The 13,782-nt window shown below is 68.8% G+C and carries 15 protein-coding genes; 5 read left to right on the top strand and 10 right to left on the bottom strand.

The features are described 5' to 3' along the window. Nucleotides 1-8 precede the first annotated feature (8 nt). The 3 genes from HUN07_RS11155 (at nucleotide 9) to HUN07_RS11145 (ending at nucleotide 1,690) form a co-directional block, all read left to right on the top strand. A complete protein-coding gene (locus HUN07_RS11155) occupies nucleotides 9-479 on the top strand; it encodes a hypothetical protein (RefSeq protein WP_114719776.1) in 471 nt (156 codons plus the stop codon). A 97-nt stretch (nucleotides 480-576) separates the two neighbouring features. After that, nucleotides 577-1,011 (top strand): SRPBCC family protein, encoded by a 435-nt coding sequence (locus HUN07_RS11150; protein ID WP_114719774.1) that lies wholly within the window; start codon nucleotides 577-579, stop codon nucleotides 1,009-1,011. A gap of 13 nt (nucleotides 1,012-1,024) precedes the next feature. Further along, on the top strand, nucleotides 1,025-1,690 hold the full coding sequence (locus HUN07_RS11145; protein WP_174909707.1) for a DUF3105 domain-containing protein: 666 nt from the start codon (nucleotides 1,025-1,027) through the stop codon (nucleotides 1,688-1,690). Nucleotides 1,691-1,695: 5 nt separating this feature from the next. Here the strand turns inward: HUN07_RS11145 and HUN07_RS11140 are convergent, their stop codons facing one another. The 9 genes from HUN07_RS11140 to HUN07_RS11100 form a co-directional block, all read right to left on the bottom strand. Continuing rightward, a complete protein-coding gene (locus HUN07_RS11140) occupies nucleotides 1,696-2,181 on the bottom strand; it encodes a flavodoxin family protein (RefSeq protein WP_174909705.1) in 486 nt (161 codons plus the stop codon). A 5-nt stretch (nucleotides 2,182-2,186) separates the two neighbouring features. Further along, nucleotides 2,187-2,654, bottom strand: coding sequence for a hypothetical protein (locus HUN07_RS11135; protein WP_114719768.1), 468 nt, complete (start codon nucleotides 2,652-2,654; stop codon nucleotides 2,187-2,189). Continuing rightward, nucleotides 2,651-3,409: a 4-hydroxy-tetrahydrodipicolinate reductase gene (gene dapB, locus HUN07_RS11130; RefSeq protein WP_114719766.1), complete on the bottom strand. Its 759-nt coding sequence runs from the start codon at nucleotides 3,407-3,409 to the stop codon at nucleotides 2,651-2,653. Before dapB ends, HUN07_RS11135 begins: the two co-directional genes overlap by 4 nt. 84 nt (nucleotides 3,410-3,493) lie before the next feature. Beyond that, the gene (locus HUN07_RS11125) at nucleotides 3,494-4,366 is read right to left on the bottom strand and encodes a class I SAM-dependent methyltransferase (RefSeq protein ID WP_114719764.1); all 873 of its coding nucleotides are present in this window, start codon (nucleotides 4,364-4,366) and stop codon (nucleotides 3,494-3,496) included. A gap of 485 nt (nucleotides 4,367-4,851) precedes the next feature. Continuing rightward, nucleotides 4,852-5,958 (bottom strand): alcohol dehydrogenase catalytic domain-containing protein, encoded by a 1,107-nt coding sequence (locus HUN07_RS11120; RefSeq protein WP_114719760.1) that lies wholly within the window; start codon nucleotides 5,956-5,958, stop codon nucleotides 4,852-4,854. Between the two features lie 40 nt (nucleotides 5,959-5,998). Then, entirely contained in the window at nucleotides 5,999-7,348 is a 1,350-nt protein-coding gene (locus HUN07_RS11115) for a M16 family metallopeptidase (RefSeq protein ID WP_174909703.1), read from the bottom strand. 147 nt (nucleotides 7,349-7,495) lie between these two features. Beyond that, nucleotides 7,496-9,784 carry a polyribonucleotide nucleotidyltransferase gene (locus HUN07_RS11110; protein WP_174909701.1) on the bottom strand — a complete coding sequence of 763 codons (2,289 nt, stop codon included), beginning with the start codon at nucleotides 9,782-9,784 and terminating at the stop codon, nucleotides 7,496-7,498. 282 nt (nucleotides 9,785-10,066) lie between these two features. Continuing rightward, entirely contained in the window at nucleotides 10,067-10,336 is a 270-nt protein-coding gene (gene rpsO, locus HUN07_RS11105) for a 30S ribosomal protein S15 (protein WP_031939812.1), read from the bottom strand. Between the two features lie 135 nt (nucleotides 10,337-10,471). Next, the gene (locus HUN07_RS11100; protein ID WP_174909699.1) at nucleotides 10,472-11,443 is read right to left on the bottom strand and encodes a bifunctional riboflavin kinase/FAD synthetase; all 972 of its coding nucleotides are present in this window, start codon (nucleotides 11,441-11,443) and stop codon (nucleotides 10,472-10,474) included. Nucleotides 11,444-11,670: 227 nt separating this feature from the next. Here HUN07_RS11100 and HUN07_RS11095 point away from each other — a divergent pair, with 227 nt between their 5' ends. Both HUN07_RS11095 and HUN07_RS11090 read left to right on the top strand, forming a co-directional pair. After that, nucleotides 11,671-12,342, top strand: coding sequence for a metal-dependent transcriptional regulator (locus tag HUN07_RS11095; protein WP_147283479.1), 672 nt, complete (start codon nucleotides 11,671-11,673; stop codon nucleotides 12,340-12,342). Nucleotides 12,343-12,394: 52 nt separating this feature from the next. Continuing rightward, nucleotides 12,395-12,805: a hypothetical protein gene (locus HUN07_RS11090; protein ID WP_114719750.1), complete on the top strand. Its 411-nt coding sequence runs from the start codon at nucleotides 12,395-12,397 to the stop codon at nucleotides 12,803-12,805. A 9-nt stretch (nucleotides 12,806-12,814) separates the two neighbouring features. On the opposite strand, the gene truB is transcribed toward HUN07_RS11090, so the two are convergent. Continuing rightward, a complete protein-coding gene (gene truB / locus HUN07_RS11085) occupies nucleotides 12,815-13,741 on the bottom strand; it encodes a tRNA pseudouridine(55) synthase TruB (protein WP_114719748.1) in 927 nt (308 codons plus the stop codon). Nucleotides 13,742-13,782 lie beyond the last annotated feature (41 nt).

Below are 13,782 nucleotides of genomic sequence, written 5' to 3'. Positions count from 1 at the left end.
CTGACTTCATGGATCTCACCGAGTACACAGCCCGATTGCGTGACGACCTCGCCGCGGCGGCGGCCCTCGGAGACGAGGACACCCAGCGGATCGCCCAGGCCCTTGCAGGCGCGGTGGAGCGCTCGGCACAGCTGATGCTGGTGTCGGCGCTGTCCGATCTCGCCCGCGAGGCTTCCGACGAGCTCGGCGACCGCACCCTCCACGTTCGTTTCGACGGGACGGACGTCGCGGTCGCGGCGACCCGGCGCCGCCCCGAACCGGGCGACACACCGCCGAGCGACGCCTCCGACACCTACCGCACCATCGAAGATGTCACGGGCGACATCAGCCGCGTGACACTGCGATTGGTCGACCAGATCAAGTCGCGGGCCGAGGAAGCCGCCCTGCAGGACGGGATGTCGCTCAATTCGTGGGTCTCCCAGGCGGTTCAGGGCGCCCTCCGGGATCAGATGCGCCGCAGTCGCCCCGACGACGCCTGAGTCGTTTCTCCTCCATGCGCGCCGACCTGCGGTGATCCCGGCCCCGAGAATGGTCTAATTGCGTCTCATCGTTCACGGGGTAGAGGGAGTGCAGAGCATGGCTGTTTCCGGGGCCAAGGAGTTCGAGGTCAAGGCCGCACCGGCCGACGTCATGGCAGCGATCGCGGCCGTGGACCGGCTTCCCGAATGGTCGTCCGCTCACAAGAAGGTCATCGTCGAGAGCACCCATCCGGACGGCCGCGCGCACCGCGTGCGGATGACCGTGTCGATCATGGGCATCAACGACGAACAGGTCGTCGACTACTCGTGGGACGGCGACACCGGAATGTCCTGGACGCTGGTCGAGAGCACGCAGCAGAACAGCCAGGACGGCGCGTACACCCTCACCCCCAAGGGCGACGGCACGCTGGTGAAGTTCGAGCTCACCGTCGACCCGAAGATCCCGCTGCCGGGCTTCATGCTGAAGAAGGCACGGAACATGGCGCTCGACACCGCCAGCAAGGGCCTCACCAAGTTCGTCGACGGCAAGTAGTCCGGGCACCGACGTGGGCCCCTTCGTCCGGGTCGCGGCAGCGGCGACTGCACTGATCGTGATCGCGGCGACCGCCGGCTGCGGCAGCACGGTCCGCGGCACCGCGGTCGCCGAGCCGTTCGCGCCGACCACCGACAACCCCGACCCCTCACTGGGGATCGAGGGGATCACGGTCATCGAGTACCCGGTGGGTCTCCACGTCCGGCCGCAGCAGCGTGTCGCGTACGACCGGACTCCCCCGTTCGGCGGACCGCACGACGCGGTGTGGGCGGACTGCACCGGAACCGTCTACGACACACCGATCCGCAGCGAGAACGCGGTCCACTCACTCGAGCACGGCGCGGTGTGGATCACGTATGACCCGAAACTCGTCACCGGCACGGACCTCGCCCGGCTCGTCGGTCGCGTCGAGGGGCAGCCGTATCTGATGATGTCGCCGTACCCGGGCCTGTCGGTCCCGATCTCGTTGCAGTCGTGGGGCCACCAACTGGTGGCCGACGGCCCGTCGGACTCGCGGATCGATCACTTCGTCGAGGCACTTCGCTTGAACCGCAACACGTTTCCGGAACCGGGCGCGACGTGCTCAACCCTGCCGGACGTGTTCGACGTCGACAACCCTCCGCCGTTCCAGGCCGGACCGCCGGATCGGTCGTCGCCCGACACGGTTCCGATGAACTGAGGCCGTCAGAGGTCCCCGGCGACGGTGACCGCGACGGTCGCGCCCAGCTCGTAGCAGCGCTCGCGGACCTGCGCGTCGATCGGCCCCGTGATCTCCAGGATCTGCGCGGCCTGCGTCAGTTCCAGCCCGGTGACGATCTTCTGCACCGACTTCACCGCGCCGGCGGTGTCGTTGTTGCCGTGCACCCACAGCCCGTACGGACGCCCGGCCACCGCATCGAGGCACGGGTAGTAGACGGTGTCGAAGAAGTGCTTGAGTGCCCCGGACATGTAACCGAAGTTCGCGGACGTCCCGAACACGTAGCCGTCGGCGCCGAGGACGTCGACGGCGGTCGCGTGCAGCGCCGGCACCGAGCGCACCGTGACGCCGGTGATCTCGGGGTCGCGAGCACCGGCGAGCACCGCCTCGAGCAACTCGCGCGTCGCCGGGGAAGACGTGTGGTGCACCACCAGTAGGGTCTTCTCCGCCTGCCCCGGCGACGCGTCAGCCATCGCGGTCAGCCCTCGCGCTCGAGCTTCTCGAGCGACACGGCGCGTCGCATCGTGTCGCGCGCGCGGCCGCGGTCGCCGGCGTAGTCGTAGGCCCGCGCGAGGCGGTACGAGTTGCGCCAGTTGTCGGGATCGGCTTCCCACTCCTGCTTGACCTGTGCGAACAACGCGTCGGCGGCGTCACGTTCGATCCGGCCGGACGGGCGGCGCGGCAGATCGTCGACGTCGAGCTCGAGGCCCTCGTCGTGCATCCGACGGGCCAGGTGCTGGTGTGCGAGCCCGGACCGGATGGTCGCGACGACCATCCACACGCCGAGCAGTGGCAGGACGAGCACGGCAATGCCGAGGACGACCGGGACGGCACGACCGTCCTGGATCAGCGCGATGCCACGCTGCCCGAGCAGCACGAAGTAGAACGCGAGGGCGACGACGATCGCCGCGATCGCGGCGACCACACGGGTGGACTGGTTCTTCACAGGTCGAGCAGGGGGTCGATACCGACGGTGAGGCCGGGACGCTGCCCGATCTCGCGGACGCCGAGCAGCACGCCGGGGGCGAACGAGTTCCGGTCGATCGAGTCGTGCCGGATCGTCAGGGTCTCGCCCTGCGTGCCGAGCAGCACCTCCTGGTGCGCGACCAGACCGGCCAGGCGTACCGAGTGGACGCGCACGCCGTTCACGTCGGCACCGCGGGCGCCCTCGAGTTCGGTGGTGGTGGCGTCGGGGCTGGGTCCGCGACCGGCCTTCTCCCGCGCCTCGGCGATGAGTGCGGCGGTGCGGTACGCGGTGCCCGACGGCGCGTCGGCCTTGTTCGGGTGGTGCAGCTCGATGACCTCGACCGAGTCGAAGAAGCGTGCCGCGGCGGCCGCGAACCGCATCGACAGCACCGCGCCGATCGCGAAGTTCGGGGCGATCAGCACACCGACGCCCGGCTTCTCGGCCAGCCATGACCGCACCTGCGCGAGGCGGGCGTCGTCGAACCCGGTGGTGCCGACCACGGCGTGAATGCCGTTGGCGATCAGGAACTGCAGGTTGTCCATGACGACGTCGGGGTGGGTGAAGTCGATGACGACCTGTGCGCGCTCGTCGACGAGGTGCTCGATCCGCTCCCCCTGATCGACACCGGCCACCAGTTCGAGGTCGTCGGCCTGCTCGACGGCCTCGCACATCGCGCGGCCCACCTTGCCCTTCGCACCGAGAACACCGACCCTGATGGGTGCTGCTGAAGTCACTTCCACGCTCCGTCCGATCCCGTCGATTCCTTGGGGGAAAGCCTACGGTGCGCCGACCGGTGCCGGACACCGGGACGGGAACAGTCACCGGCGAACAGCGGTGATGAACTGGCTGGACCGCATGGGGTCCTGGTCGGGATTCTCCAGGGTCCGGCCCCACTGCTCCGCGACGTCGGCCGATCGGATCACCTCGACGTCCCACCCGTGCCCCGAAAGCCACTCGGCGGGGCCGAAGTCCGGCTCGTCCGGCCACAGCGCCTCCATGTCGATCCCGAAACGCTTGTTCATGTCGTGGAACTGCGGTTCCTGCAGCATGCCCCGGACGTCGTCGACGTGCTCGATACAGATCCGACTACCCGGCGTCGACAACTCGGTGACCGATCCGAGCAACTGCTCCTTCGCCAAATTCGGCAGGAACGGCATCAGGCCCTCCGCGAGCCACGCCGACGGTCGGGTGCGATCGAAACCCTTGTCCCGCAAGGGAACCACCCATGGCTCCCGAAGATCCACCGCGACGACCCGCCGATCGGACCGCGGGGTCGCGCCCTGCTCGGTCAGAACCTCACCCTTGAACGAGAGCACCTTCGGCGCGTCCAACTCGTAGACAACTGTCCCCGGCCGCCAGTCGAGGCGGTAGGCCCGCACGTCGAGACCGGCCGCCAGCAGCACCACCTGGTCGATTCCGGCCTCACCGGCGGCGGCGAAGTACTCGTCGAAGTACCGCGATCGCACACCCATGTAGTTCGCCATCGATTCCCACGGGATCCCGAGGTCCTCGGCCGCATCCAGTCGCGTCGGCATCGGCACCGGGGGCGCTGCCGCCTCCACGAACGCCTCCGCATACGGGTCCGAGACCAGACCGCCTTCGCGGTGCGTCTCCATCGCGCGTCCCGCCGCGACACCGAGCGCCGTGATCCCCACGCCGGTGACGATGTCCCATTCCGCCAGTTCGTTCATATTCCGTCAGCCCCGTCCATCGCCGTCGACCTCGGCATCGAGGGCGAGGGGGGCCTCCCGCCCGAATCGTCGCAAGCCTGCCGCATCCGGCCCCACGGCACCTCATCGCGGCCGCGAACAATCGGGAAGAACGGTTGCCGCGCAACACCTTCCGGCACCGCCCATGCCGCCGGCCGTCGACGGCAGGATGAATCCGACCGCCCGGACCGACTCGATCTCCAGGCTACTCCCGGGCCAGACCGGCGGTCATCACCTCCGGAACCGCGTCACCAGCGCGCCGATCACGACTGCGACCAGAAGCAGGAGCAGGATTGCCGACCCGACCCTGGTCGCGACAAGACTGTAAACAGGCAGGTGCCCCGGGCCCACCACCACGAATGCGGTCGCCATCCCGGCGAGTACAACCATTCCCGACCACCGCCGACATCGTTCCCCCGTGCCGCCATGCTACGCGCCGGACCGGGCGCCGAACCCGACGATCTGCCTCACTCGAACATGATCACCTGACGCAACGCCGTGCCGTCGGCCAGCGCATCCATGCCCGCGTTGATGTCGTCGAGGGCGATCCGCGACGAGATGAGCCTCTCCACCGGGAGACGACCCCGACGCCACAGATCGGCGTAGACGGGGATATCGCGGGCCGGCACGGCCGAACCGAGGTAGCTGCCGACGATCGTGCGTGCCCCCGCCACGAGGGACAGCGGCGAGATCGACGCCCGCGCGTCCGGCGCCGGCAGACCCACGGTCACCGTCGTGCCGCCGGGCGCCGTCGCCGACACTGCGGCCTCGAAGGCCCGCGCGTTGCCGGCAGCCTCGACGACGACGTCCGCAACCACCCCCTGCTCCGCCAGCTCTCGCGGGGTGAGCACCCGGGTTGCACCGAGTTCGACTGCGGTAGAGAGCTTCTCCGCGACCGCATCGACCCCGATGACCTCGCCGACGCCGGAGGCGACGGCCGTGAGGATCGCGGCCATGCCGACGCCCCCGAGGCCGACCACCAGGACGGACTCTCCTTCGTGCGGACGTCCCGCGTTGAGCACCGCGCCGCCACCGGTGAGCACCGCGCAGCCCAGGACGGCGGCGATCTCCGGCGGGACGTCGTCGTCGACGGGCACCACCGAGTGGCGATTCACCACCGCATGGGTGGCGAACCCGGATACGCCGAGGTGATGGTGCACGATCGAGCCGCCGCGATGCAGGCGGCGTTCACCACCGAGCAGCGTGCCCGCGTTGTTCGCCGCACCGCCCACCGTGCACGGCATCCGGCCGTCGGTCGCACATCCGGCGCACTCGCCGCACCGCGGCAGGAAGGTCATGACGACCCGCTGTCCTTCGACCAGGTCGTCGACGCCCCGGCCCAGTGCCTCGACCCGACCGGCCGCCTCGTGACCGAGCAGCATCGGCACGGGCCGCACGCGACTGCCGTCGACGACGGACAGGTCGGAATGGCACAGTCCCGCGGCCTCGATGCGGACCAGGACCTCGCCCGGTCCGGGCGGATCCAGGTCGAGATCGGTGACCACGATGGGGGCTGATACGGCATACGGCCGCGGCCGCGCGATCTCCTCGAGCACCGCTCCACGAATCCGCATTCCGCTCCCCTTCCCCGGCGGTCACCGGGATGTCAGACCACTACTGGACGATCCCCCGAACCGATGCGGGCAGGTCCCGCTTGCGCCGGTACGGCCCCACCACCGCGGCCGCGAACGGCCGCTGGAGCAGGACCCGGGCGACGTCGCGCACCTCGTCGGTGGTGACCTCGTCGATGCGCGCGAGGGTCTCCGACACCGACTGGTGGTTGCCGTAGTTCAGTTCGCTGCGGCCGATCCGGGTCATCCGAGAACCCGAATCCTCCAGCCCCAGCACCAGCGAGCCCCGCAGCGAGCCCTTCGCGCGGGCGCACTCGGCGTCGGTGATGCCGTCGGACGCGACGTTCGCGAGCACCTCGCGGGTCAGGGTCGCCACCTCGCCGAGGTTCTCCGGCTGGCAGCCGGCGTACACCGAGAAGGCGCCGGTGTCGGCGAAGGTGTCCACCCCCGAGTACACCGAGTAGGCGAGCCCGCGTTCCTCCCGGATCTCTTGGAACAGGCGAGAACTCAGACCTCCGCCCACGGCGGCGTTGAGCACCGACAAGGGCCAGCGATGACCCTCGTGGCGACCGAACGCCCGCACGCCCAGCGCCAGGTGTGCCTGCTCGCTGTCGCGTTTCGTCAGGCTCAGCGTCGGCGCGGTCCGCAGCCGGATCGCACCCTCGCGCCGTGGTGCGGGTGATGCGGACCGGTCCAGGTGCCCCGCGAAGGCCCGGCGCACCAATTCCACGACGTGCTCGTGTTCGACGTTGCCCGCGACCGCGACCACCATGCGATCCGGCGTGTAGCGGCGGACGTGGAACGAATGCAGCTGGGTGCGGGTCATCGACTCGATCGACTCGATGCTGCCGATCACCGGCCGGCCCACGGGGTGGTCACCGAACAGCGCGGTCAGGAACGCGTCCCCGAGAAGATCCTCCGGGTCGTCGTCGCGCATCGAGATCTCCTCGAGCACCACTTGACGCTCGACGTCGACGTCGACCGACCGGCACCGTCCGCGCAGCACGACGTCGCTCACGAGATCCACCGCGAGCGGCAGGTCGTCGTCGAGGACGTGCGCGTAGAAGCAGGTGTGCTCCTTGGACGTGAACGCATTGAGTTCGCCGCCGACCCCGTCCATCATCTGAGCGATGTCGAGCGCCGAGCGGGTGGGGGTGGACTTGAACAGCAGGTGTTCGAGGAAGTGCGCGGCGCCGGCCACGGTGGGCTGCTCGTCGCGTGATCCGACGCCGACCCAGACGCCGATGGACGCCGAACGCACACCCGGGACGTGTTCGGTGACCACCCGGAGGCCACCGGGCAGCTCCGTGCGCTGCACGCCGGTGCGGGGATGCGGATCGAGAGCGGAGCCGGGTCGGGCCTTCAGGGGCTTCGCGCGAAGGGATTGAGCCATGTGGCGGTTCGTGTTTCCTTAAGTCCGGACGATGTCCCGAAAACCTCGGAAGGTGCGGTGAACGTCGATCCACGATACACCCGGGTAAAGGTCCGGCCCCGCACGGACGAACCGTGCGGGGCCGGACCCGGTACTGCTGTGGCCGACCTACTCGGCGGCGGCGTCACCCTCGGCGGGGGCAGCGGAGTCGTCCGCAGCATCCTCCACGGGGATCAGCGAGATCTTGCCGCGGTTGTCGATGTCGGCGATCTCGACGCGGAGCTTGGAGCCCACGTTGACGACGTCCTCGACCTTGGCGATCCGCTTGCCGTTGCCCAGCTTGGAGATGTGCACCAGTCCGTCGCGGCCTGGGAGCAGCGAGACGAACGCACCGAAGGCGGTGGTCTTGACGACCGTGCCGAGGAAACGCTCGCCCACCTTGGGCAGCTGCGGATTGGCGATGGCGTTGATCTTGTCGATCGCAGCCTGCGCGGACGGGCCGTCCGCGGCACCGACGTACACCGTGCCGTCATCCTCGATCGAGATGTTGGCGCCGGTCTCCTCGGTGATCGAGTTGATCATCTTGCCCTTGGGGCCGATGACCTCACCGATCTTGTCCACGGGGACCTTGATGGTCGTGATGCGCGGCGCGAACGGGCTCATCTCGTCCGGGGTGTCGATGGCCTCGGCCATGACCTCGAGAATCGTGGTGCGGGCGTCGTGCGCCTGCGACAGCGCGCCGGCCAGCACCTTCGAGGGGATGCCGTCGAGCTTCGTGTCGAGCTGCAGGGCGGTGACGAAGTTCTTCGTGCCCGCGACCTTGAAGTCCATGTCGCCGAAGGCATCCTCGGCGCCGAGGATGTCGGTGAGCGCGACGTAGCGGGTCTCGCCGTCGACCTCGTCGGAGACCAGGCCCATCGCGATACCGGCGACCGGAGCCTTCAGCGGCACACCGGCGTTGAGCAGCGACAGCGTCGAGGCGCAGACCGAGCCCATCGAGGTGGAACCGTTGGAGCTCAGTGCCTCCGAGACCTGACGGATGGCGTACGGGAACTCTTCCTGGCTGGGCAGCACCGGCATGAGCGCGCGCTCGGCGAGGGCGCCGTGCCCGATCTCGCGACGCTTCGGCGAGCCCACGCGACCCGTCTCACCGGTGGAGTACGGCGGGAAGTTGTAGTGGTGCATGTAGCGCTTGCTGGTCTCGGGGCCCAGCGAGTCGATCTGCTGAGCCATCTTGACCATGTCCAGGGTGGTGACGCCCATGATCTGGGTCTCGCCACGCTCGAACAGCGCGGAACCGTGCGCACGCGGGATCACGGCGACCTCGGCGGACAGCGACCGGATGTCGGTGATGCCACGGCCGTCGATGCGGAACTGGTCGCGCAGGATGCGCTGGCGCACAAGCTTCTTGGTCAGCGAGCGGAACGCAGCGCCGATCTCCTTCTCGCGGCCCTCGAACTGCGGAGCGACCTGCTCGAGCACGTCGACCTTGACCTCGTCGGTCTTGTCGTCGCGCTCCTGCTTGCCGGCGATGGACAGCGCGGCCGTGAGCTTCTCGGTCGCGGCGGCCTCGACGGCGGCGAAGACGTCGTCCTGGTACGCCGGGAACAGCGGGAACTCACCGGTCGGCTTGGCAGCCTTCTCGGCCAGCTGCTGCTGGGCCTGGCACAGGCGAGCGATGAACGGCTTGGCGGCCTCGAGGCCCTCGGCCACGATCGCCTCGGTGGGCGCCTGCGCGCCGCCGTCGATGAGCTCGATGACGTTCTCGGTGGCCTCGGCCTCGACCATCATGATCGCGACGTCGGCGTCGTCACCGGAGCCGGAGACGACGCGGCCCGCGACGACCATGTCGAACACGGCGGTCTCGAGCTGCTCGACCGTCGGGAACGCGACCCACTGGCCCTTCTTGTTGTCCTCAGACGTGATGAGCGCGACACGCACGCCACCGACGGGACCGGAGAACGGCAGACCGGCGATCTGAGTGGACGCGGAAGCGGCGTTGATCGCGACGACGTCGTACAGATCCTTGGGATCGAGGCTCAGGACCGTCACGACGACCTGGATCTCGTTGCGCAGGCCGTCGACGAACGACGGGCGCAGCGGCCGGTCGATCAGACGGCAGGTCAGGATCGCGTCGGTGGAGGGACGGCCCTCACGACGGAAGAACGAGCCGGGGATGCGGCCCGCGGCGTACATGCGCTCCTCGACGTCCACCGTCAGGGGGAAGAAGTCGAAGTGCTCCTTGGGCTGCTTGCTGGCCGAGGTGGCCGACAGCAGCATGGTCTCGTCGTCGAGGTAGGCGACGACGGCGCCGGCGGCCTGCTGAGCAAGGCGACCGGTCTCGAAACGAATGGTGCGGGTGCCGTAGCTCCCGTTGTCGATGACGGCGGAGGACTCGAACACGCCCTCTTCGACCTCGATTGCGGAATTTGCGGAATTCGCGGAATTCTCTGTCATTTCTTTTCTTCTCTTCCCTCTCGTCTTTTGCCGTATCCGCATGGGCGCCGCGACCCTCCTGGTCGCGGCTGCGCACCCCTCACAGTGCGGAGGCGGCCATCGATCGAAGCCTGCCGGATTGCATCCGGAGGGCCACTACCGAAGACCGACGCCACGGCTGCAGGCGCGGGCGGCGGGGGTGGTGCAAACACCGATAGCCAACGAGGCTCAGTCTAAGCATCGACCATGCAAGCCTCGCTGGCTATCGGTGAGGTCGGCGAGCCAACTCGCCGTGTGACCGTCTTATCGGCGCAGGCCGAGACGCTCGATGAGCGAACGGTAGCGGGCGATGTCGACCTTCTGGACGTACTTGAGCAGACGACGACGGCGTCCGACCAGCAGCAGCAGGCCGCGGCGGGAGTGGTGGTCGTGCTTGTGCATCTTCAGGTGCTCGGTGAGATCGACGATGCGCTTGGTGAGCATGGCCACCTGCGCCTCCGGCGAACCGGTGTCGGTCTCGTGCAGTCCGTACTCGCCGAGGATCTGCTTCTTCTGCTCGGTGGTCAATGCCACTTGGTGCACTCCTGTAACTGACGTCCGCGTGAATGGAAATCGGCGATTCCGGCTCGCACCGGACCCCCGACGGGTGCGGCCGCCGCGAACCGCAGCACACACCAGCGGGAAATCCTACCAGGTACGGCGCCTCGGTCAGTGCTCGGCAGCCTCGGTGAGGATCTTGCGGGCCTTCTCGGCGTCGCGGCCCATCTCCTCGATCAGCGCGTCCACCGAGTCGAACTTCTCCATGCCTCGAACGCGCTCGACGAAGTCGACCGCGACGTGCTGGCCGTACAGGTCGGCCTCCCGGTCGAGCACGAATGCCTCGACGGTGCGGGTACGGCCGGAGAAGGTCGGGTTGGTACCCACCGAGACAGCCGCCTGGTAGCGCTGTCCCGGCTCCACCGTGCCCTCGACCGGGCCGGCGCCCAGGACGGTGAACCACGCCGCATACACGCCGTCCGCGGGAATCGCCGAGTACATCGGCGGTGCGATGTTCGCGGTCGGGAAGCCGAGCCCACGCCCACGACCGTCGCCGTGCACGACGACGCCTTCGACGCGGTGCGGGCGTCCGAGCGCCTCCGTGGCCGCCGCGACGTCTCCCGCGTCGACGCACGAGCGGATGTAGGTCGAGGAGAAGGTGACGGCGTGCTCGGCGAGCAGGTTCACACCGTCGACGGCGAATCCGAACCGCGCGCCCGTCTCACGGAGCAGGTCGACATTGCCGGCCGCCTTGCGACCGAACGTGAAGTTCTCGCCGACGACGACCTCTGCGACATGCAGACGCTCGACCAGGATCTCGTGGACGTACCGCTCGGGAGAGAGCTTCATGAACTCCGTCGTGAAGGGCATGACGCAGAAGACGTCGATTCCCAACTCCTCGGCCAACTCGGCCCGCCGCGGCAGCGTCGTCAGCTGCGCCGGGTGACTACCCGGGCGCACGACCTCCGCCGGATGCGGATCGAATGTCATGAGGACACTGGGAATTCCACGCTCACGAGCCGCGCCGACCGCGCGGGAAATCAGTTGCGCGTGCCCACGGTGCACGCCGTCGAAAACGCCGATCGTCAGGACACAACGCCCCCAGTCCGCCGGCACATCGTCCAGACCTCGCCATCTCTGCACAGGTGGCAGCCTACGGCCACTGCGGACGCCGGTCACGTTCGGACCGACTCTGCGGTGCGAATCCGCTGATCATGTTGCGCGATCAACGAACCGGTCGGCGACTCCGGTGTCCGTTGTGCGCACGGCAGCGGTGTGTCCGACGGGATGTTGATGTGTGTCCCGGGTGACTGTTGCCTAAGCTCGTAACCGTGGCCACGCAGAAGTCAGACGTAACCCCTCCGAGCGAGGTGACCCGCCCGGAGACCTTGTCGTCGGTGGCGCAGGACTACCTCAAGGTGATCTGGACGGTCCAGGAATGGTCGCGCGAGCGGGTGTCGACCAAGCTGCTGGCCGAGCGGATCGGCGTCTCGGCATCCACCGTCTCGGAGGCCATCCGCAAGCTGTCCGACCAGGGTCTGGTCGACCATGCCCGGTACGGTTCGATCGCGCTGACCGACGCCGGCCGGTCCGCGGCCGTGTCGATGGTGCGCCGGCACCGGCTCATCGAGACGTTCCTCGTCAACGAACTCGGGTACGGCTGGGACGAGGTGCACGACGAGGCGGAGGTTCTCGAGCACGCCGTCTCGGACCGCATGATCGACCGGATGGACGCCAAGCTCGGATTCCCCGAGCGCGATCCGCACGGCGATCCCATTCCGGCCGCCGACGGCTCGGTGCCCACGCCGCCGGCCCGCCAGCTCAGCGACTTCCAGGACGGCGATTCCGGGCGCGTCGCCCGCATCTCCGACGCCGATCCGGCGATGCTGCGCTACTTCGACTCGGTCGGGATCGCACTCGACACCGAGATCGCCGTCGTCGAACGTCGCGACTTCGCCGGCACCGTGTCGATCCGGCTCGACGCGCGGCCGGACACCGTCGACCTCGGCAACCCTGCCGCACAGGCCATCTGGCTGGTCTAGGCTCGGCTCACCGCACCACGTCGGGCGGCACACGACCGGAACGAGGTCCGTGATGAACTCAGTCGTCCGTCGGATCGCACGATCGGCCGCGACCGTGTCCGCCATCGGTGCCGTCGCCGTCGCCGGTGCCGGAATCGCCTCCGCGGACGAATGGCCGCCGGTCCCGCCCTACCCCAGCGCCACCGGTCCCGCCGAGTACTACGGCTTCCTGACGCCCACCGACCCGGACTACTGGAATCCGTTCGTCAGCCGCAACCGGCTGACGTCACCCTTCGGCACCAGCACCCGCATCGTGTGCACCGGCTTCCACGGCGTCCTGTCCGAGTGCTGGCAGGCCGACCGCGAGGGAAATCCGCACAAGCTGGTCCACCTGCCGATGGACTACCCCGGATCGATGGGGTCGAACGAGCCCGGTGGCGGGCCGGTGCATTTCGTCTACCCGGGGTTCATTCCGGGCAGCTGAACACCTGCGCTACTGGAGGGTCGCCGGCCGCACCACCATCACCGAACTGGCCCGCTTGCCGCGCTCCTGCAGCAGGGCGATGGTGTGCCCGTTCGGGTCGATCGCCGCGTACACGCCCTTCAACCCGATCGGCTCGAGCCACCGGCCCTGGCTGATCGATTCGGCCTCCTCGGCGGTGATCTGCCGGTGCGGGAACGCCGTCTGTGCGGCCTGGTCGATGTCGAGGCTGACGCCCGGATCGTCCGCGAGCTGGTCCAGGGTGCGGGCATGCTCGAGTGTGAACGGCCCGACGCTGGTGCGTCGCAGCGCCGTCAGATGGCCACCGACTCCGAGCGTCGCACCCAGATCCCGGGCGAGTGCGCGGATGTAAGTGCCGGACGAGCAGTCGACGTCCACGTCGAGGTCGACGAATCCCCCGTCCTCGGACGGCACGTCGCGCCGCGCCAGCACCTCGAAGCGGGAGACCGTCACGGGACGGGCCGCGAGCGTGACCTCCTCCCCCGCACGGATCCGGGCGTGAGCGCGCTGACCGTCGACCTTGATGGCGCTCACACTCGCCGGCACCTGCTGGATGTCGCCGGTGAGCTTGGCAACCTCGGCCGCGATCTGCTCGTCGGTGACGGCCGACGCGTCCGAGGTCGAGAGGACCTCCCCCTCCGCGTCGTCGGTCGTGGTGGCCTGGCCCAGCCGGATCGTCGCGCTGTACGACTTGGTGGTCAATGCCAGCAGTCCTAGCAGCTTGGTCGCTCGTTCCACACCGAGGATCAGCACACCGGTCGCCATCGGGTCGAGGGTTCCGGCGTGGCCCACCTTGCGGGTGTTGAGCAGCTTCCGGCACCGGGCGACCACGTCGTGGCTGGTCATCCCCGCATCCTTGTCGACGATCAGCAGGCCGGCGCCGACGAGGCCGGAGGACGGTTTTTGAGACTTGGACACGTGGTCCGATTCTGCCAGCCGCCGGTCGGATCACCGACTCG

The organism is Rhodococcus sp. W8901, assembly GCF_013348805.1.
Lineage (GTDB): Bacteria > Actinomycetota > Actinomycetes > Mycobacteriales > Mycobacteriaceae > Prescottella.
The sequence above is the reverse complement of the archived record's forward strand: the minus strand, read 5'-3'. Positions and strand labels throughout refer to the sequence as shown.

Bases quoted from the DNA above. Each gene is read 5' to 3' on its own strand.
- HUN07_RS11125 (WP_114719764.1), bottom strand. From the start codon at position 4,366: ATGAACGAACTGGCGGAATGGGACATCGTCACCGGCGTGGGGATCACG.
- HUN07_RS11140 (WP_174909705.1), bottom strand. From the start codon at position 2,181: ATGGCTGACGCGTCGCCGGGGCAGGCGGAGAAGACCCTACTGGTGGTG.
- HUN07_RS11120 (WP_114719760.1), bottom strand. From the start codon at position 5,958: ATGCGGATTCGTGGAGCGGTGCTCGAGGAGATCGCGCGGCCGCGGCCG.
- HUN07_RS11115 (WP_174909703.1), bottom strand. From the start codon at position 7,348: ATGGCTCAATCCCTTCGCGCGAAGCCCCTGAAGGCCCGACCCGGCTCC.
- HUN07_RS11110 (WP_174909701.1), bottom strand. From the start codon at position 9,784: ATGACAGAGAATTCCGCGAATTCCGCAAATTCCGCAATCGAGGTCGAA.
- HUN07_RS11150 (WP_114719774.1), top strand. From the start codon at position 577: ATGGCTGTTTCCGGGGCCAAGGAGTTCGAGGTCAAGGCCGCACCGGCC.
- HUN07_RS11155 (WP_114719776.1), top strand. From the start codon at position 9: ATGGATCTCACCGAGTACACAGCCCGATTGCGTGACGACCTCGCCGCG.
- HUN07_RS11090 (WP_114719750.1), top strand. From the start codon at position 12,395: ATGAACTCAGTCGTCCGTCGGATCGCACGATCGGCCGCGACCGTGTCC.